The organism is Streptomyces sp. NPDC012888, from assembly GCF_042900645.1.
In the GTDB taxonomy this organism is placed as follows: Bacteria; Actinomycetota; Actinomycetes; order Streptomycetales; family Streptomycetaceae; genus Streptomyces.
In genome coordinates, this window is the sequence record NZ_JBIBBM010000025.1 from 48740 (window position 1) to 66467 (window position 17728).

Below are 17728 nucleotides of genomic sequence, written 5' to 3' on the forward strand. Positions count from 1 at the left end.
GTGGGGCGGGGCGGGACAGGCGGGCGGGCGGCGGAGGTGGGCCGGGGCCTTCCGCGTCAGGCCCGGGCGCGGAGGATGTCGATGTTGCCGTAGCGGGTGCGGGCGCGGACCTTGACGGTTTCCTCGGTGTCCTCGGGCGCTCCGGAGGCGCTGAGCATGTTGCGCACCTGGCCGGCACCGGAACTGACGTCGAGCCAGGCGGCGGTGCCCTCGCGGACGCCGATCTCGATGGCGCCGTACGCGGTCTCCACCTGGACGGTGCCGCGGGCCACCTCGCCCACGCGCACCGTGCCGTGGGCGGTGGTGGCGGTGACGGAGTCCTCGGCGCGCCGGATCTCGATGTCGCCGTTGGCGCCGCTCACCCGCAGCTCGCCGGTCGCGGCGCCGACGGTGGTGGTGCCGTGTGAGTTCTTCAGGACGGCGGGGCCGTCGGCGAGGCCGACGCGCAGGCTGCCGGAGCTGGTGGTGATCTCGGCCGCGCCTTCGATGCGGTCCACGGTGATCGATCCGTGTGACGCGGTCAGCTTCAGCGGGCCGGTCGTGTCGAGCCGGGCGTCGCCGCTCGACGTCTTGACGCGGACCTCGCCGAGCCTGCCCTCCCCGAGGACCTGGGCCCAGGCGCCGGTCACGTCGACGGCGGAGCCGGCGGGCAGTTCGACGGTCACGTCGACCGTGCCGGGGCGGCGGAGCGAGTTGCGCAGCCGGGGGGTGGCGATGGTGAGGGTGCCGCCGGAGTAGGTGACCTCGGTCTGCTGGACGGAGCGTACGTCCCGGTCCTTCTGGGGGTCCCGGGGCTTGACCTCGACGACGGTGTCGGCGCGGTCACCGGCGACGAACTGGATGGAACCGGCCTCGACGTGCGCGGTGACGGAGATCGGTCCGGGGGTCTCGAAAGCAGGCATGGTTGTCCCGTCCTCATGGCTCTGGTGGGCGTCCCCGCTGGTGGGACGTGGTGGGTGGCGTGGTGCGGGCGGGCGGTGGTGCGGCTAGCGCACCCAGCCCGTGATGCTCTGTCCGACGGTCCGGGGCTTCTCGGCGGGCCGGGGGCGGTGCCCGCCGTCGACGGCGGCCGAGACGGCGCGGACCAGCCAGGCGTTGACCGAGAGGCCCTCGCGGCTCGCGGCCTCCTCGGCGCGGGCCTTGAGGTGGGCGGGCAGACGGAGGTTGACGCGGGCGGTGCCGCCCTCGTCACCGTCCGCCGGGGCGATGGTGCCGAACTGCTCGACGGGCGCGGGGGCCGGCTCGGCGACGGCGCCGCCCTCGGCGGGCGGCAGGGTCACGACGAAGTCGGGGTCCAGGCCGCGCAGCCGTACGTCGACCGAGCCGGGGGCGAGGTCACGGGTGATCTCGTCCATCGCGGCGGAGAGCACGTTGAGCATGGTCAGCCGGGTCGCCGACTCCAGGGGAGCGGTGAGCCTCTCGGCCAGCTCGCGGGCGTCTTCCCCGCCGGCTTCGGCGGCCACCGCGAGTTCCCGGCGGAGAGTGTCGACATACGGGGTGAGGTCCATGACGCCATCATGGCACCATCGTGGCACCATGCGCAAGTGGCAGTGATGCCGATGGGGGGCCGAGATGGCACCTAGTGGGCTTGACCTGCGGAAACAGGGGCCTCACGGAATGTGGTTACCGGTCCGACCTGACGCCGGACGACACAGATCTGGCACCACTTGGCGCCACATGGCGCCGGACGGCGCCGGACGGCGCCGCATGGCATCGGATGCCCCCCTGGCACCCCCGGCGTCAGGCGACGCCACAGCACCACCGACAGCGTCCCGGCAGCACCCCGCGGGCGGGCCGGCACCACCCGGCGGACGGGTCCGCCATGTGCGGCAGTGGCGGCCGGCGCCTCCCGTGCGGGCGGCCGGTCGCCGGGAGAGGATCGGTGGGACGGCCGCCCGGATGCCGGCCGCTCGTCCGCCCACCACGCGAAGGGGTGACGCCATGCAGGTTTGCGGCGGTCCCGTGTTCCGGCCGGCCCCTGAAGCCCTCCGGGTCCCGACGTGAGCGCCGGGCCGGAGGACGGGCGGTACGGCGAGGCCGTGTTCCGCCCCGAGGAGGCGGGCGAGGGCGAGCGCATCGACTTCGGTGCCCTCGCCTACGACGACATCACCGTGGCACGCCTGCGGGCGCTCGGGGCCGGCCCGGGGTGGCACTGCCTCGACGTGGGCGCCGGGACCGGCACGGTCGCGCGGCGCCTGCTGGACGAGGCCGGGGTGGCGGGTGTCGTCGCCGTGGACCGCGACGTGCGCTTCCTCGCCGGGCGGCCCGGGCTCGACGTCCGGCAGGCCGACGTCACCGCCCCGGACTTCGCCCGGAGTTTCGGCCCGGGGGACGGGTTCCGGCTCGTGCACGCCCGGTTCGTGCTGATGCACCTGCGCGAGCACGAACGCCTGGTCAGCACGCTGGCCGGGCTGGTCGCGCCCGGCGGGGTCCTGGTGCTGAGCGACGCGGTCGACCTGACCGGCGACCGGGCGCCCGCCACTCCGTACACCGCGGCGATGCGGGCGATGTGGCAGGGCCTGCGGGCCACCATCGGCACCGACGTCTCCTGGGTGCCCTCGTATCCGCAGCTGCTGCGCGGGGCGGGGCTCGCGCACGTCGCCGCCGAGATCCACGTGCCGCCGCTGGTGCCGGACAGTCCCATCAGCCGTTTCTGGGCGGACACGTGGCAGCGGAGCAGGACGGCGATGGTCGCCACCGGCCTGGTCGAGGACGCGGACGTGGACGGGGCGGTGCGCTACCTGGAGTCCGAGGAATGCGCCGCGCTGTCGGCCGGCATGCTCACCGCCTGGGGGTGGAAGCCGGGCCCGGCGGCCGGGCGGCCGGTTGCCCTTGCCCCCCAGTAATACGATCTCGTAATATACGAAATCGTGAATTCCGAATCCGCATCGTCCGAGCCGTCGGTACTGCTGGCGCTGCAGCGGGCCACCCACGCCACGCTGCACCTCCTCACCGCCGAGCTGGCCGAGCTCGACCTGACCGCCGCGGAGATCAACGTCCTGGGCAACCTCGCGGACGGCCGGGCCAGGACCGTGTCCCGGCTGGGCGCTGCCGTCGGCAGCCGTCCCACCACCCTGACCAGCGTCCTGGACCGGCTCGAACGCCGGGGGCACATCACCCGCGCACGGCGGGCCGGTGACCGGCGCGCGGTGCACGTCGAGCTCACCGCGTCCGGGCGGGCGGCGGCCGCCCGGATCCGCCGGACCCTGGCCGATCTCGAGGACCGCGCGTTGGACGGCCTGCCCGCCGGGGCCGTCGCCGGCTTCCACGCCGTACTGGACAGACTCACCGAGGACCGGACATGACCAGCGAGAACGAGCACGAGGACGAGAACCAGGACCCAAGCACCGGGCCGTCGCCCTTCGCGACGCTGATGGACGAGGTGACGGCCCGGGCCGGGCGCTTCGGACACCGCCAGCACGTCCACCTGACCTGGCTGGCCGTCAGGCGTCACGGAACCGCCGCGGCGGTGGACCTGGTCAGCGACGGCATCCGCCGCACCGCCCGCTACGCGGGCGCACCGCGGAAGTACAACGCGACCGTCAGCCGCGCCTGGGTCGAGCTGGTGGGCCACCACACCGGGGAGACGGACACGGCCGACTTCGACACCTTCGTGGCCGCGCATCCGGCGCTGCTCGACAAGAAGCTCCTCACCCGCTTCTACGCCCCCGCCACCCTGGCCGGCGAAACGGCCAGGAGCGGCTGGGTCGAGCCCGACCGCGAACCGTTCCCGTGGCGGCGCTAGGCGGGGGTGACCCCCGGGCCGGCAGGGCCTTTCGAAGAGGGAAGCGGCCGGGACGTGCGCGGGGCGGTCCGGTGCGCCGGCCCGTGCGGGCGGTCGCGGGGGTGCAGGCGCCGGTGCCGGCCGGGGTGGTGTGGGTCGGGGCGTGGCCGTTGGCGGTGGTCGCGGGCGCGGTCATGGTGTCGATGGCGTGGAGCCGGTCGACGGCGTGGAGCCGGCGGGCGGGCCGAGGAGGCGGCGGAGCCAGCGGGTCCGGGCGTCCTGCGCTTCCCGGCTGACGGCGGCCTCGGGGGCCAGGGTGTCGAAGCCGTGGAAGGCGCCCGGCCAGACGTGGAGCTCGGCCTGGCCGCCGGCCCGCCAGATCGCGTCGGCGTAGGCGATGTCCTCGTCGCGGAACATCTCGGCGGAGCCGACGTCGATGTAGGCCGGGGGCAGGCCGGAGAGGTCCGTGGCGCGGGCCGGGGCCGCGTGCGGCGGCGGGCCGGCGGCGGCGTGGCGGTCGCCGAGGTACGCCCGCCAGGCGGTGGTGAGGGTGGTGCGGTCCAGCGTGTCCAGGCCCGACATCTGGTGGCAGGAGACGGTGGCGGCCCGGTCGTCGAGCATCGGGGAGAGCAGGAGCTGCCCCAGGGGCCGGGGGCCGCCGCGGTCGCGGGTGAGCAGGGTGAGGGCGGCGGCGAGGCAGCCGCCGGCGCTCTTGCCGCCGACGACGATCCGGTCGGCGTCGACACCGAGTTCGGCCGCGTGGCCGGCCGCCCACACCAGGCCCGCGTAGCAGTCCTCCAGGGCCGCGGGGTAGGGGTCCCCGGGCGCCAGCCGGTACTCGACGGAGATCACCGCGAGGTCCAGCGGCAGGGCCCAGTGGCGGAGGATCCGCGGCAGTACCGACCAGGCGCTGCCCATGATCATCGCTCCGCCGTGCATGTAGTAGAGCAGGGGCAGGGGACCCGGGCGCCCGGACGGCCGCACGCTGACGAGGGTGACGTCGGGGGCGTCCGGGGGTCCGGGCACCCGGAGTTCCGCCACCTCGAAGAGGCCGTCGGCACGGAGGTCGCCGGCGGTCGGCCGGGACCGGGTCGCGGCGTCCCTCCGCTGGTGCTCCCGGAGGTTCTCGGGGGTGATCGGCTCCCTCGGACCCGTCGTCAGCGAGGCCGTTGCGGCGACCAGTTCGGGGTCGAGGGGCGGTGCGGGAGGCGGGGGCGGTGCGTGGACGGGGTCCTTCTGTTCACCCATGTGGTGTAGCCAACCACATGCCGCGGCACCCTGGTCCGGACGCCCGGCTCGACGGAGGATGTGGGCATGCGGAACCTGGTTCTCGTCGACGCCCCGTCCAACCTGGGGCTGCGCCCGCCCGCGCCGGGGACGGTGCCCGGGGTGTACAAGCTCGCCGGGGCCCTGCGCGAGCAGGGTCTGCTGGGCCGGCTCGGTGCCCGCGAGGGCGGGGTCGTGGTGCCGCCGCGCTACGACCGCGGCGGGTGGAAGGAGGGTGACGGGGTGTTCCACGCCGGGCCGCTCGCCGCGTACACCGTCGCCCTCGCCGACCGGCTCGAACGGCACCTGAGGGCCGGGGAGTTCCCCGTGGTGCTGGGCGGCGACTGCTCGATCCAGCTCGGCGCCTCGCTCGCCCTGCGGCGCCTCGGCCGTTACGGGCTGGCCGCCGTCGACGGCTCGGCCGACTTCCGCCATCCGGGGAACGAGGACGTCAACGGGCCCGTCGGGGCCGCAGGCGGGGAGGAGCTCGCCCTGGCGACCGGGCGCGGCCAGGCCGATCTGAGCGACCTGGAGGGGCTCGGCCCGTACCTGCGCGACGAGGACGTGCGCCTGTTCGGGCTGCGGGACGGCGACGGCGACCTGCCGGAGCTGCGCGGGGCCGGGATCTTCGCCGCCACCGTCGGGGAGATCCGCGAGCGGGGGGCCGCGGCGGTGGCCAGGCGCGCGCTGGACGGGCTGCTGCCGCCCGTCACCGACGGGTTCTGGGTGCACCTGGACGCCGACGTGCTGGATCCGAGCGTGATGCCGGCCGTGGACGGCCCCGACCCGGGCGGGTTGTTCCCGGCGGAGCTCGCCGGGCTGCTGCGGGTCCTGGTGGGGTCGCCGCGGTGCGTCGGCCTGAACGTGACGATCTACGACCCGGACCTCGACCCCGGGGGCCGGGCGGGGGCGCTGCTGGCGGACCTGGTGGTGGGGGCGTTCGCCTGAGGGCCCGGCGCCGCCCGGCCCCGCACCCGCACCCGGCCTCGCACCCGCACCCGCACCCGCACCCGCGTCGGCCCGGCCCGCCCCCGGGCACCGGCCGCGAGGGGGGTCATCGCACGGTTCCGTCCCACTGCCAGTCCGCGCGCCGGGGCAGGCCGGGGAGCGGGATGCGGCCCGTACACCACAGCAGGGTGTCGGACGGGGCGTGCCCGGACGGAGCGTCGGGGAAGAGGCGGTCGAGGACGGCGGTGCCGAGGCGGTCGGGCGGGGCCCAGGGCAGGCCGAGGGCGCGGGTGATGTCGTAGGTGTGGACGGTCAGTTCGGTGATCCCCATGGCGGCGAAACCGGCGGCGTCGGAGCGGCCCCAGGGGTGATGGGCGCGCGCGTCGGGAGTCGTGTCGCGGACGGTCGAGGTGAGGAGGGACGCGGCGATCCGGAGGCCGTCCAGGCAGTCGGGGACGGGGGCCTGCGGGTCGAGTGAGGCGAAGAGCGTGACGTAGCGGTCGTGGGGGCGGGAGATGAGCAGGCCCGTGTAGCCGGTCAGGCCGAGGGCGAGGTGGTCGAGGGTCTGGCGGCAGGTCCAGTCGAGGTCGTGGGCGGGACGTGACCAGTCCCGGCCGGCCACCTCGAGGAGGGCGGCCAGGCAGTGGTCGGTGGCGTCGGCCAGGAGGCGCGTCCATGGCGCGGCGGGAGGGGTGGTCGCCGGGTCGTGCGCGGGGCGGGTGGTGACGGCAGGTGTGCCGGTCATGCGTGGACTCCCCGGTTCCTCAGGACCTCGATCACGCTCGCGTAGCTGTCGGAGCCGTGGCCCGCTGCCTTGGCCCGTTCCATGGCGGACTTCAGGAGTTCGGGCAGGGCGTTGTCGATGCCGCGGGCCTCGGCGGCGTGGATGAGGTGGTCGACGGCGGCGATCTGGACGTCGACCGTGGCGTCGTCGCCGGGGTAGCGGCCGGCGTCCACCTGGGGGGCGTAGGTGGTCAGGAAGCCGGATACGGCGGTCAGCCAGCGGACCGCGACCGGGGTGAAGGCCGTGGCCGGTGTCTTCTCCGCGCCGACCAGCGCGGTGCCGTGCAGCCAGCCGGTCATGGTGGACCACATCAGGCCGAGCAGGGCGGCGTCGTAGAGGGAGGCGAGGCCGGGCTCGCTGCCCAGGTACAGGGGGTCGCCCAGGGACCCCAGGGTCGGGCGGTGGGTTTCGAAGGCGGTGTGGGAACCGCTGTAGAGGAACATCATCTCGGGGCTGCCGACCCCCGGCGGGGTGGTCATGATCGCGCCGTCGAGGTAGTCGGCGCCGTGGGACCGGGCCCAGGCGGCGGCCTCGGCGGCCTGCTCGGGGGAACCGGAGGAGAGGTTGACGAGGACCTTTCCGGCGAGGGAGCCGGCGACGGGATCGAGGATGGCGTGCAGCACCTCGTGGTCCAGGACGCACGCGAGGACCAGAGGGCTCGCCGCGATCGCCTCCTCGGGTGTCGCGGCCGCCCGGGCGCCCCGGTCGGCCAGCGGCCGTGCCCTGTGCGCCGAGCGGTTCCACACGGTGGTCCCGTGGCCGTGGTCCAGCAGTACGGAGGCCAGTGCCGAGCCCATCGAGCCCAGTCCGATGACGGTTACCGCCGGGTGATCAGAACGCATGTCACGACTTCCTGTTCGTCCGCCTCCGTGGCGGTCGGTCACGTGAGGACCAAGATCGCAGCGCTGGGTGGCCGGGAACAGTGGCACTGGTGACGCGGACCACCAAATTCCTGCCATACCCTTCGGGTCATGAATCCTGGTTCCGTCGCCTTGGTCGTGACCGAGGACATCGGACTGCCCTCCTGGGACCTGTACGAGCTGAGCATCCCGTGCACCGTCTTCGGAAAGCCGCAGCCCGACCTGGCCGACCCGTGGTACGACCTGCGGCTGTGCAGTACGGGCGAGCGTCGGCAGGACGGCTCCCGGACCGGGACGGGGCTGTCGTTGCGGACCCGCCACGGGCTCGACGACCTCGTCGGCGCCGACACCGTCATCGTGCCCTCGGTGCCCGACCCCTGTGTCGACGAGGGCAGGCCGCTGCCACGGGAACTGATCACGGCCCTGCGCCGCGCCCACGAGGCGGGCGCCCGCATGGTCTCCTTGTGCACCGGAGCCTTCGCCCTCGCCGAGGCGGGGCTGCTCGACGGACGGCGTGCCACCGCCCACTGGATGCACACCGCTCAACTGGCCGCGCGCTACCCGAAAGTGCAGGTCGACGACTCGGTGCTGTACGTGGACGACGGCGACGTGCTCACCAGCGCCGGGATGACCGCCGGACTCGACCTCTGCCTCCATCTGGTGCGCCGGGACCTGGGCGCGCACATCGCCAACCAGCTGGCCCGCCGGATGGTGGTGCCCGCTCACCGGCCCGGCGGACAGGCGCAGTTCGTCGACCTGTCCGTGCCCACCACCGACGACAGGAGCCTGGGGCCCGTACTGGACTGGGCCCGTACGAACCTGGACCGACCGCTGACGGTCGAGGACCTGGCCCGGCGCGCGGCGATGAGCACGCGGACCCTCCACCGGCGGCTCCTCGCGGCCACCGGGACGACCCCACTTCAGTGGCTCCTCAACCAGCGCCTGGCGCGGGCCCAGAGCCTGCTGGAATCGACGGCCCTGCCCATCGAGAAGGTCGCGGAGCTGAGCGGCCTCGGCACGGCGAACAACCTCCGCCACCACTTCCTCAAGCAGATCGGCGTGTCGCCGGGCGACTACCGACGGGCCTTCCCCCGGACGACGCCGGATTCGCCCCCGTCCCCGCTCGGCCGGGGCTGAGCGGGCCGCCCGCTCACGTCGCCGCTCCTCGGTCAGGGGGTGGGGCGGGGGCGGCGGATGAGGAGGGCGGTGGTGAGGGCCAGGAGGGCGCAGGTGGCACCGGCGGTGAAGCCGGCGGACATGGCGGACGTGGGGGACGCGGCACCGGCCCGGGTGGCCACCGAGACCAGCATGGCCAGGCCCAGGGAGCCGCCCAGGGTCTGCACGGCGTTGAGGACGCTGGAGGCGGCGCCCGCCTCGTCGGGGCGCAGCCCGGAGGTGGCGAGCACGGTGGGCGGGATGACGCAGCAGGCCATGCCGGCGCCGAGGAGGAGCAGGGCGGGCAGGATGCCGGTGGGGTAGCCGGTGGTTCCGGACAGCTGGGAGAGCCAGACGTTGCCGGCGACCAGCAGGGTGGCGCCGGATGCCATGAGCCGGCGGGGGCCGAGGCGGCGTTCGGCGCGTACGGCGAGGCCGGCGGTGGCGGCCATGGCGGCGGGCAGCGGGGTCAGGGCGAGGGCGGCGGTGAGGGCGCCGTACCCGGCGAGCTGCTGGAAGTACTGGTTGAGGAAGAAGTAGGCGCCCATGATCGAGCCGGGGACGGCGAGGGTGCCGGCGTAGGCGAGGACGCGGTCGCGGCTGTGGAACAGGCGCAGCATGACGACGGGCTGTTCGGCGCGGCGCTCGATCGTCGTGAACAGGACGAAGAGCAGGGCGCCGGCGGCGGTGCAGGCCACGGCGGCGATGTCGGTGGGGCCGTGTTCGGCGGCGCGGGCGAGGCCGTGGACGACGCAGGCTGCGCCGAGCGCCGAGGTGAGGGCGCCGGCGAGGTCGAAGCGGCCGGGGTTGCGGCGGGTCTCGGTGATGGTGCCGGGGGCCAGGACGAGGACGGCGAGGATGGCCAGGCCGAGCGGCACGTTGAGGTAGAGCACCCAGCGCCAGGAGCTGAGGGAGGTGAGGGCGCCGGCGAGGAGCAGCCCGCCGGCGGTGCTGACGGCACCGGCGGCGGTGCAGACGGCGATGGCCCGTTTCCGGGGTGCTCCCTCGGCGAACATGGACAGGACGAGGGCGAGTCCGCTGGGGGCGGCGAGGGCGGCGCCGATGCCCTGGAGGACGCGGACGGCGACGAGGAGTTCGGCGCCGGTGGCGAGGCCGCGGAGTGCGGCGGCGGCGGTGAACAGGGCGACGCCGGTGACGAACACGCGGCGGCGGCCGAGGATGTCGCCGGCCCGGCCGCCGAGGAGCAGCAGTCCGCCGAAGGCGAGCAGGTAGGCGTTGAGGACCCAGGAGGAGCCGGGCGCGGACAGCCCGAGGTCGGTGCGCATGCCGGGCAGGGCGATGTTCACGATGGCGTCGTCGAGCTGGATCATCGCGTTGCAGCCGGCGATGACGGCGAGCGCCAGGCCTGGGCGGGGCGGGCGCACGGTGCGACCGGTGCGACCGGTGCCGCGGGTGTCGCCGGTGCCGTGGGTGTCGCCGGTGGCCGGGGGCGCCCCGGGGAGCGGGGTGGTGGACGGTGCGGTCGTCATGGCCCTGCCTCCGGTGCTCGCGGGTGTCCTCCCGGACGGTCCCAGCGGGCGCTGGAGGGCCGCTCGACGAAGGGCGGACGCGTGGTCAGGGGCGGGGCATGCGGCGGAAGTACGTCCAGCTGGACTCGTTGGGTTCGGTCCACCGCTCGGGGGCCCGGGTGAACTCGGGGTGGTGGGCGGTGATGTGGCGGTGGAGCCGCTCGGGCAGGGTCTCGGAGGGGCCGAGTTTGCGGCCGCGGCAGTGGAAGACGAGGCCGCCGGGGCGAGGTCCCTGTTCCATCCAGGGCAGCCAGGGGGACATGCGGGTCCAGGTCATGGTGGCGGGGACGCTGGGGGCGCCGGTGGTGAGGACGTCGGCGGGGGCGAAGAACTGGAAGAGTTCCAGGGCCCGGTAGGTGTCGTCGGCGGAGTTGGCGGGGTATTCGGCGACGGGCAGCGGTGAGGGGTAGGAGAGGGGGATCTCCAGGCTGAAGCAGAGCTGGTCGCCGAGGTCGGTGGTGGGGATGGGGAAGGGCCGCAGGTGCAGGTTGGCGGGGTCGTTCCAGACGTGGACGACCTTCTTGTCCTGCCAGGTGTCGAGGATCTCGCGGGTGCGGGGGTCGAGGTAGGCGGCGGCTTCGCGGGTGAGGAGGCGGTAGCCGGTGCCGGTCTCGTCGGGGACGAGGCGGGAGACGTTGACGCCCTCGAAGCCGAAGAGGTGCCGGTAGTCCTCCTGGGGGCCGAAGGAGTGCACGTCTCCGGTCCAGTGGAAGGTGACCTCGCTGCCGTCCAGGGCGGCGCGGGTGCGGGCGAAGGCCCGCAGGGTCTCGGCCGGGGTGGCGGGGGTGGTGGAGGTGGTGGGCTTCGGCGAGGTCATGGGGTCCACTCTGGGCGGGGCGGCCCGGCCCGGCAAGGGCGCGCCGGGCGGCGCCGGTCAGTCGCGGCCGGGGTCGAGCAGGAGCTTCTTCTGCGGCTTGCCCATGGCGTTGCGTGGCAGCGAGGGCACGAACCGGACCTCGCGGGGCCGTTTGTGGACGGAGAGGTGGGCGGCGACGTACTCGGTGAGCTCCTCGCCGGTGACGCCCTCGGCGACGACGAAGGCGACGATGCGCTGGCCCAGGTCGGGGTCGGGGAGGCCGACGACGGCGGCCTCCCGCACGCGGGGGTGGTCCAGCAGGGCGTTCTCGACCTCGCCGGCGCCGATGCGGTAGCCGCCGGACTTGATGAGGTCGGTGGAGGCTCGGCCCACGATGCGGTGGACGCCGTCGGCGGGGTCGATGGCCGCGATGTCGCCGGTGCGGAACCAGCCGTCGGCGGTGTAGGCGGCGGCGGTGGCGGCCGGGTCGTTCAGGTAGCCGGAGAACAGGGTGGGTCCGGTCAGCTGGAGTTCGCCGATGTCGGCGCCCGGTTCGGCGGCGATACGGGTGCGGATGCCGGGCAGCGGGGTGCCGACGGTCCCGGGGCGCGGCGGGGTGCCGGCCCGGCCGCTGACGGTGATCAGGGTCTCGGTCATGCCGTAGCGCTCGACGGGGCGGTGGCCGGTGAGTCGTTCGAGCGCGTGGGAGACGGCGGTGGGCAGCGCGGCGCTGCCGGAGACGAGGAGCCGGGCGCCGGACAGCGCTTCGGCTGCGGCGGGGTCGCGGGCGACGCGGGTCCAGACGGTGGGGACGCCGAAGTAGAGGCTGCCGCCGGCTTCGGCGTAGGCGCCGGGGGTGGGGCGGCCGGTGTGGACGAGGCGGGAGCCGGTGCGCAGGGCGCCGAGGACGCCGAGGACCAGGCCGTGGACGTGGAACAGGGGCAGGCCGTGGACGAGGGTGTCGTCGGGGGTCCAGGCCCAGGCGGCGGCGAGGGCGTCGAGGTCGGCGGCGAGGGCGTCGGCGCCGAGGGCGACGCCCTTGGGCGGGCCGGTGGTGCCGGAGGTGTAGAGGACCAACGCGGGTTCGGCGGGGACGGGTTCGGCGGGCGCGCGGTCCGGGGCGTTAACGCCGTTAACGCCGTTAACGCCACTGGCGCTCCTGACGGCGCCGACGCCGCTGGGGCCTGCCTCGGCGGGGAGCCAGCGGGCGGTGCGGCGGGCGAAGTCGACGGCGAGTTCGGCCGCCCCGGAGTGGGCGAGGATGTGGCCGCGTTCGGCGGGGCCGGCGTCCGGCGGGAGCGGTACGACGGGCACTCCGGCGAGCAGGCCGCCGGCCACCGCGGCGACCGTCTCCAGGGTGGGGGTGGCGGTGACCGCGAACGCGGGGGCTCCGGCGGCTTCGGCGGCCACCGCGCGGGCCGCGGCGAGCAGTTCCTCGTACGAGGTGCTGCGGCCGGCCACGGTGAGCGCGTCGGGGCGGTCCTCGAAGGTGCCGGTGAGAGCGGTCAGCACGGCGGGCGACTCCCCTTGTCGTTCGGAGCGTTCAGCTTACGGGGCGGGGCCGGCCGCCGGCCGGTACGGGGTCCGGCCGGGCCGTGCCGGCGCCGGGGCCCGCCGGTCAGGACGCCCAGGAGCGGGGAGCGGTGTACGGGGTCATCCGGGGTGCGCGCGGGGGCAGCCGGTGCACCGAGGCGCGGGTGTCCTGCTGCTCCTGCTGTTCGTGCTCGTGGAGCAGCCGCAGCCGGGCGGTGAGCAGGACGGCGATGGCGGCGACCTCCTCCGCGGTGGGGTTGCCCGCCGTGATCCGCATGGCGGCCAGGGTGAGGGCCGTGCTCTCGTCGGCGCTCACAGGGGGAGGTTCCCGTGCTTGCGGCCGGGCAGGGCGGCGTGCTTGGCGCGGAGCATGTCGAGCGCCGCGATGAGCCGGGAGCGGGTGTCGGCGGGGTCGATGACGTCGTCGACGAGTCCGCGTTCGGCGGCGTAGTAGGGGTGCATGAGTTCCGTCTGGTACTCCTTGATGCGCCGGGCGCGGGTGGCCTCCGGGTCGTCGGAGGCTGCGATCTCGCGGCGGAAGATGACGTTGGCGGCGCCTTCGGCGCCCATCACGGCGATCTCGTTCGAGGGCCAGGCCAGGGCGATGTCGGCGCCGATGGAACGGGAGTCCATGACGATGTAGGCGCCGCCGTAGGCCTTGCGCAGGACCAGGCTGATCCGCGGGACGGTGGCGTTGCAGTAGGCGTAGAGCAGCTTGGCTCCGTGCCGGATGATGCCGTTGTGCTCCTGGTCGACGCCGGGGAGGAAGCCCGGTACGTCGATCAGGGTGATCAGCGGGATGCTGAACGCGTCGCAGAACTGGACGAAGCGGGCCGCCTTCTCGGAGGCCTGGATGTCGAGCACGCCGGCCAGGTGGGCGGGCTGGTTGGCGACGATGCCGACGACCTGTCCGCCCATGCGGGCCAGGGCGCAGACCACGTTCTGCGCCCACTGGCCGTGGACCTCGAAGTAGTCGCCGTGGTCGACGACCTCCTCGATGAGGTCGCGGATGTCGTAGCCCTGGGTGGAGCGGGCGGGGACGAGGTCCAGCAGCGATTCGCAGCGCCGGTCGGCGGGGTCGTCCAGGTCGCCGGCCGGGGCGAGTTCGCGGTTGTTGGCGGGCAGCAGGGAGAGCAGGTGGCGGACGTCCTCGAGGCAGCTGCGCTCGTCGTCGTAGGCGAAGGCGGCCACGCCGGAGGTGGCGGCGTGGGAGTCGGCGCCGCCGAGGTGCTCCATGGTGACGGCCTCGCCGGTGACCGCCTGGACCACGTCGGGGCCGGTGATGAACATCTGGGAGGTGCCGCGCACCATGAAGACGAAGTCGGTGAGGGCCGGCGAGTACGCGGCGCCTCCGGCGCAGGGGCCGAGGATGACGGAGATCTGGGGGATGACGCCGGAGTTGCGGACGTTGCGCTGGAAGATGCCGCCGTAGCCGGCGAGGGCGGTGACGCCTTCCTGGATGCGGGCGCCGGCGCCGTCGCAGAGGCCCACGACGGGGGCTCCGGCGGCCTCCGCGAGGTCCATCAGCTTGTGGATCTTCTCGGCGTGGGCCTCGCCCAGGGCGCCGCCGAAGATGCGGAAGTCGTGGGCGTAGGCGAAGACGGTGCGGCCGTGCACCTTGCCCCAGCCGGTGACGACGCCGTCGGTGTGGGGCTTCTTGTCCTCCAGGCCGAAGCCGGTGGCGCGGTGCCGCCGCAGCCCTTCGACCTCGTTGAACGTGTTCTCGTCGAACAGGATCTCGATGCGCTCGCGGGCGGTCAGCTTGCCCTTGGCGTGCTGGGCCGCGGTGGCCCGCTCGCCCGGTCCCGCCTCGGCGGATTCCCGTACGGCGTGGAGTTCGGCGGTCCGCTCGCGCAGCGTGGTGAAACGCGCCGCCTCCAGCGGTGTTTGTTCGACGATGCTCATTGAAGCGGGGCCCTTTCGACACAGTGGCACCGGGTACGGCCGGTGTCGGAGCGGCCATCATCAGAAGCCGGACTCAACACGCGCTCGAAATCCGCCCAAGCCGGTCCCGGCGGGGCGGCGGGCCCGGTGCCGGCGCGTCCCGGCGGGCGGCGGGGTGGTGTGACGTCGACCTCTGGTCCAGCGGTCCTCGACCGTTCCCCACCAGAGTCCTGAGCACATCTCATACGTCTGGAGAGCCATGCCCCGTCGCCTGTTCACCTCGGAATCCGTGACCGAGGGCCACCCCGACAAGATCGCCGACCAGATCAGCGACTCGATCCTCGACGCGCTGCTGCGCGAGGACCCCGCGTCCCGCGTCGCCGTGGAGACCCTGATCACCACCGGTCAGGTCCACATCGCGGGCGAGGTCACCACCTCCGCCTACGCCGACATCCCCGCCCTGGTGCGGGAGAAGATCCTGGAGATCGGTTACGACTCCTCCGCGAAGGGCTTCGACGGCGCTTCCTGCGGCGTGTCGGTGTCGATCGGTGCGCAGTCCCCGGACATCGCCCAGGGTGTCGACACCGCCTACGAGTCGCGGGTCGAGGGTGCCGCGGGTGAGGGAGGGGACGAGCTGGACCGGCAGGGCGCGGGCGACCAGGGCCTGATGTTCGGATACGCCACCGACGAGACGCCGAACCTGATGCCGCTGCCGATCGAGCTGGCGCACCGGCTCTCCCGCCGACTGACCGAGGTCCGCAAGGACGGCACCGTCCCCTACCTGCGCCCGGACGGCAAGACGCAGGTCACCATCGAGTACCTCGGCAGCCACGCCGTGCGTCTCGACACGGTGGTGGTGTCCTCGCAGCACGCGGCCGACATCGACCTCGACACGCTCCTGACGCCCGACATCCGGGAGTACGTGGTCGAGCACGTGCTCGGGGAGCTCGTCGAGGACGGCATCAAGCTGGACACCGAGGGCTACCGGCTGCTGGTCAACCCGACCGGCCGGTTCGAGATCGGCGGCCCGATGGGTGACGCCGGCCTGACCGGACGCAAGATCATCATCGACACGTACGGCGGCATGGCCCGCCACGGCGGCGGTGCCTTCTCCGGCAAGGACCCGTCCAAGGTCGACCGTTCGGCCGCCTACGCCATGCGCTGGGTCGCCAAGAACGTCGTCGCCGCGGGCCTGGCCTCCCGCTGCGAGGTCCAGGTCGCCTACGCCATCGGCAAGGCCGAGCCCGTCGGCCTGTTCGTGGAGACCTTCGGGACGGGCGTGGTCGCCCAGGAGCGGATCGAGAAGGCCATCGCCGAGGTGTTCGACCTCCGCCCGGCCGCGATCATCCGCGACCTCGACCTGCTCCGCCCCATCTACACCCAGACCGCCGCCTACGGCCACTTCGGCCGCGAGCTGCCGGACTTCACCTGGGAGCGCACCGACCGGGCCGAGCGGCTGAAGTCCGCCGCCGGGCTCTGACCAGCGGGCCAAGTGCGTTTTCGATCCCGAGGAGATTCCCGACGTGCGCATCGCCGTAACCGGTTCCATCGCCACCGACCACCTGATGGTCTTCCCCGGCCGGTTCGCGGATCAGCTGATCCCCGACCAGCTCGCCCATGTCTCCCTGTCCTTCCTCGTCGACGGGCTGGAGGTGCGCCGCGGCGGGGTCGCGGCCAACATCGCCTTCGGTCTCGGCGGCCTCGGCCTCACTCCCCTGCTGGTCGGGGCGGTGGGCGGCGACTTCGCCGAGTACGAGGTGTGGCTCAAGGAGCACGGGGTCGACACGGGGGCCGTCCGCGTCTCGGCGGAGCGGCAGACCGCCCGGTTCATGTGCATCACCGACGAGGACGCCAACCAGATCGCGGCGTTCTACGCGGGCGCCATGCAGGAGGCCCGGGACATCGACCTGGCGGCGCTGACCGCGCCCGGGGCGGACCGGCCCGATCTGGTGCTGGTCTCCCCGAACGACCCGGCGGCCATGCTCCGCCACACCGCGCAGTGCCGGGAACTGGGTCTGCCGTTCGCCGCCGACCCGTCGCAGCAGCTCGCCCGGCTGGACGGCGCGGAGGTGCGGGAGCTGGTGACCGGCGCCCGCTGGCTGTTCACCAACGAGTACGAGGCCGCGCTCCTGCTGGAGCGGACCGGCTGGGACCGCGAGCAGGTCCTTGGCGTGGTGGGTTCCTGGGTCACCACCCTGGGCGAGGCCGGGGTCCGGATCGACCGGCGGGGCCACGACCCGGTGGTCGTCCCCGCCGTCCCGGACGCCGCCGTGGCCGATCCGACGGGTGTCGGTGACGCCTTCCGGGCCGGTTTCCTGGCGGGTGTGGCCCGGGGCCTGGCGGTCGAGCCGGCCGCCCGGCTGGGCTGCGTGCTGGCCGCCGAAACGCTGGGCGTGGTGGGCTCCCAGGCCTACGAGGTCGATCCCGGGCGGCTGTCGGCCGCCGCGGCGCGCGCCTACGGCGCCGACGCGGCCGAGCTGCTGGCCCCGGTCCTGGGCGACCGCTGACCTCCGGGGGGCCTCCCCCGGCGTGCCGGGCCACCGCGCGGCACGCACCCTTCATCTTCCGCACTCTCGAAACAAGGAGTACCCATGCCTTCGCAGGCACCCGCCGGTTTCACGGATTACAAGGTCGCGGACATCTCGCTGGCCGAGTTCGGCCGCAAGGAGATCACCCTCGCCGAGCACGAGATGCCCGGCCTGATGTCGATCCGCCGTGAGTACGCGGCCGCGCAGCCCCTCGCGGGCGCGCGCATCACCGGCTCCCTGCACATGACGATCCAGACCGCGGTGCTGATCGAGACCCTGGTCGCCCTCGGCGCCGAGGTCCGCTGGGTCTCCTGCAACATCTTCTCCACCCAGGACCACGCGGCGGCCGCCGTCGCCGCCGCCGGCATCCCGGTGTTCGCCTGGAAGGGCGAGACGCTGGAGGAGTACTGGTGGTGCACCGAGCAGGCCCTCACCTGGCCCGGCCAGGACGGGCCGAACATGATCCTGGACGACGGCGGTGACGCCACCCTGCTGGTCCACAAGGGCGTGGAGTACCAGAAGGCGGGCGCCGTTCCCGACCCGGCCACGGCCGACAACGAGGAACTCGCCGTCGTCCTCGGGCTGTTGCAGAACACCAAGCTGGACTGGGTCAAGCTCGCGTCCGGCATCCGCGGCGTGACGGAGGAGACCACCACGGGTGTGCACCGCCTGTACGAGATGATGCAGGAGGGCACGCTGCTCTTCCCGGCGATCAACGTGA

Annotated in this window: 18 protein-coding genes; 8 read left to right on the top strand and 10 right to left on the bottom strand. The window is 74.1% G+C overall.

What is annotated here, in order from left to right; translation table 11 throughout:
* Positions 1-56 precede the first annotated feature (56 nt).
* A complete protein-coding gene (locus ACFY61_RS31655) occupies positions 57-902 on the bottom strand; it encodes a DUF4097 domain-containing protein (protein ID WP_389477845.1) in 846 nt (281 codons plus the stop codon).
* Positions 903-986: 84 nt separating this feature from the next.
* Complete coding sequence (locus ACFY61_RS31660) at positions 987-1508, bottom strand: hypothetical protein (protein ID WP_389477848.1); 522 nt, start codon at positions 1506-1508, stop codon at positions 987-989.
* Between the two features lie 492 nt (positions 1509-2000).
* On the opposite strand from ACFY61_RS31660, the gene ACFY61_RS31665 reads away from it, so the two are divergent.
* Genes ACFY61_RS31665 through ACFY61_RS31675 form a run of 3 tightly spaced genes read left to right on the top strand, consistent with a single transcriptional unit; the run spans position 2001 to position 3745 of the window.
* Positions 2001-2846, top strand: coding sequence for a class I SAM-dependent methyltransferase (locus tag ACFY61_RS31665; protein WP_389477850.1), 846 nt, complete (start codon positions 2001-2003; stop codon positions 2844-2846).
* 24 nt (positions 2847-2870) lie between these two features.
* Positions 2871-3305, top strand: a complete 435-nt coding sequence (locus ACFY61_RS31670) for a MarR family winged helix-turn-helix transcriptional regulator (protein WP_389477852.1) — start codon at positions 2871-2873, stop codon at positions 3303-3305.
* Complete coding sequence (locus tag ACFY61_RS31675) at positions 3302-3745, top strand: hypothetical protein (RefSeq protein WP_389477855.1); 444 nt, start codon at positions 3302-3304, stop codon at positions 3743-3745. The genes ACFY61_RS31670 and ACFY61_RS31675 overlap by 4 nt, the downstream gene beginning before the upstream one ends.
* Positions 3746-3916: 171 nt before the next feature.
* Here the strand turns inward: ACFY61_RS31675 and ACFY61_RS31680 are convergent, their stop codons facing one another.
* Positions 3917-4972 carry an alpha/beta hydrolase gene (locus ACFY61_RS31680; protein ID WP_389477858.1) on the bottom strand — a complete coding sequence of 352 codons (1056 nt, stop codon included), beginning with the start codon at positions 4970-4972 and terminating at the stop codon, positions 3917-3919.
* A gap of 66 nt (positions 4973-5038) precedes the next feature.
* On the opposite strand from ACFY61_RS31680, the gene ACFY61_RS31685 reads away from it, so the two are divergent.
* Positions 5039-5938, top strand: a complete 900-nt coding sequence (locus tag ACFY61_RS31685; protein WP_389477860.1) for an arginase family protein — start codon at positions 5039-5041, stop codon at positions 5936-5938.
* Positions 5939-6044: 106 nt separating this feature from the next.
* Here the strand turns inward: ACFY61_RS31685 and ACFY61_RS31690 are convergent, their stop codons facing one another.
* Complete coding sequence (locus ACFY61_RS31690; protein WP_389477864.1) at positions 6045-6683, bottom strand: maleylpyruvate isomerase N-terminal domain-containing protein; 639 nt, start codon at positions 6681-6683, stop codon at positions 6045-6047.
* Entirely contained in the window at positions 6680-7564 is an 885-nt protein-coding gene (locus ACFY61_RS31695; RefSeq protein ID WP_389477867.1) for an NAD(P)-dependent oxidoreductase, read from the bottom strand. The genes ACFY61_RS31690 and ACFY61_RS31695 overlap by 4 nt, the downstream gene beginning before the upstream one ends.
* Positions 7565-7693: 129 nt before the next feature.
* Here ACFY61_RS31695 and ACFY61_RS31700 point away from each other — a divergent pair, with 129 nt between their 5' ends.
* Entirely contained in the window at positions 7694-8719 is a 1026-nt protein-coding gene (locus ACFY61_RS31700) for a GlxA family transcriptional regulator (protein ID WP_389477870.1), read from the top strand.
* A gap of 32 nt (positions 8720-8751) precedes the next feature.
* On the opposite strand, the gene ACFY61_RS31705 is transcribed toward ACFY61_RS31700, so the two are convergent.
* The 5 genes from ACFY61_RS31705 to ACFY61_RS31725 form a co-directional block, all read right to left on the bottom strand.
* On the bottom strand, positions 8752-10227 hold the full coding sequence (locus ACFY61_RS31705) for an MFS transporter (protein ID WP_389477872.1): 1476 nt from the start codon (positions 10225-10227) through the stop codon (positions 8752-8754).
* An 85-nt stretch (positions 10228-10312) separates the two neighbouring features.
* The gene (locus tag ACFY61_RS31710; protein WP_389477875.1) at positions 10313-11083 is read right to left on the bottom strand and encodes a DUF1838 family protein; all 771 of its coding nucleotides are present in this window, start codon (positions 11081-11083) and stop codon (positions 10313-10315) included.
* 57 nt (positions 11084-11140) lie between these two features.
* Positions 11141-12574 carry an AMP-binding protein gene (locus tag ACFY61_RS31715; protein WP_389477878.1) on the bottom strand — a complete coding sequence of 478 codons (1434 nt, stop codon included), beginning with the start codon at positions 12572-12574 and terminating at the stop codon, positions 11141-11143.
* A gap of 106 nt (positions 12575-12680) precedes the next feature.
* Positions 12681-12911, bottom strand: coding sequence for an acyl-CoA carboxylase epsilon subunit (locus ACFY61_RS31720; protein WP_389477880.1), 231 nt, complete (start codon positions 12909-12911; stop codon positions 12681-12683).
* Positions 12908-14500 (bottom strand): acyl-CoA carboxylase subunit beta, encoded by a 1593-nt coding sequence (locus ACFY61_RS31725; protein ID WP_389477882.1) that lies wholly within the window; start codon positions 14498-14500, stop codon positions 12908-12910. The genes ACFY61_RS31720 and ACFY61_RS31725 overlap by 4 nt, the downstream gene beginning before the upstream one ends.
* Positions 14501-14738: 238 nt before the next feature.
* Between ACFY61_RS31725 and metK the strand changes: the two genes are divergently transcribed.
* The 3 genes from metK to ACFY61_RS31740 all read left to right on the top strand — a co-directional run.
* Positions 14739-15959, top strand: a complete 1221-nt coding sequence (gene metK, locus ACFY61_RS31730) for a methionine adenosyltransferase (RefSeq protein WP_389477885.1) — start codon at positions 14739-14741, stop codon at positions 15957-15959.
* A gap of 43 nt (positions 15960-16002) precedes the next feature.
* Positions 16003-16986 carry a carbohydrate kinase family protein gene (locus tag ACFY61_RS31735; RefSeq protein ID WP_389477887.1) on the top strand — a complete coding sequence of 328 codons (984 nt, stop codon included), beginning with the start codon at positions 16003-16005 and terminating at the stop codon, positions 16984-16986.
* 84 nt (positions 16987-17070) lie between these two features.
* Positions 17071-17728 (top strand): adenosylhomocysteinase (locus ACFY61_RS31740; RefSeq protein WP_389477889.1); only part of this gene is annotated, 658 nt, incomplete at its 3' end.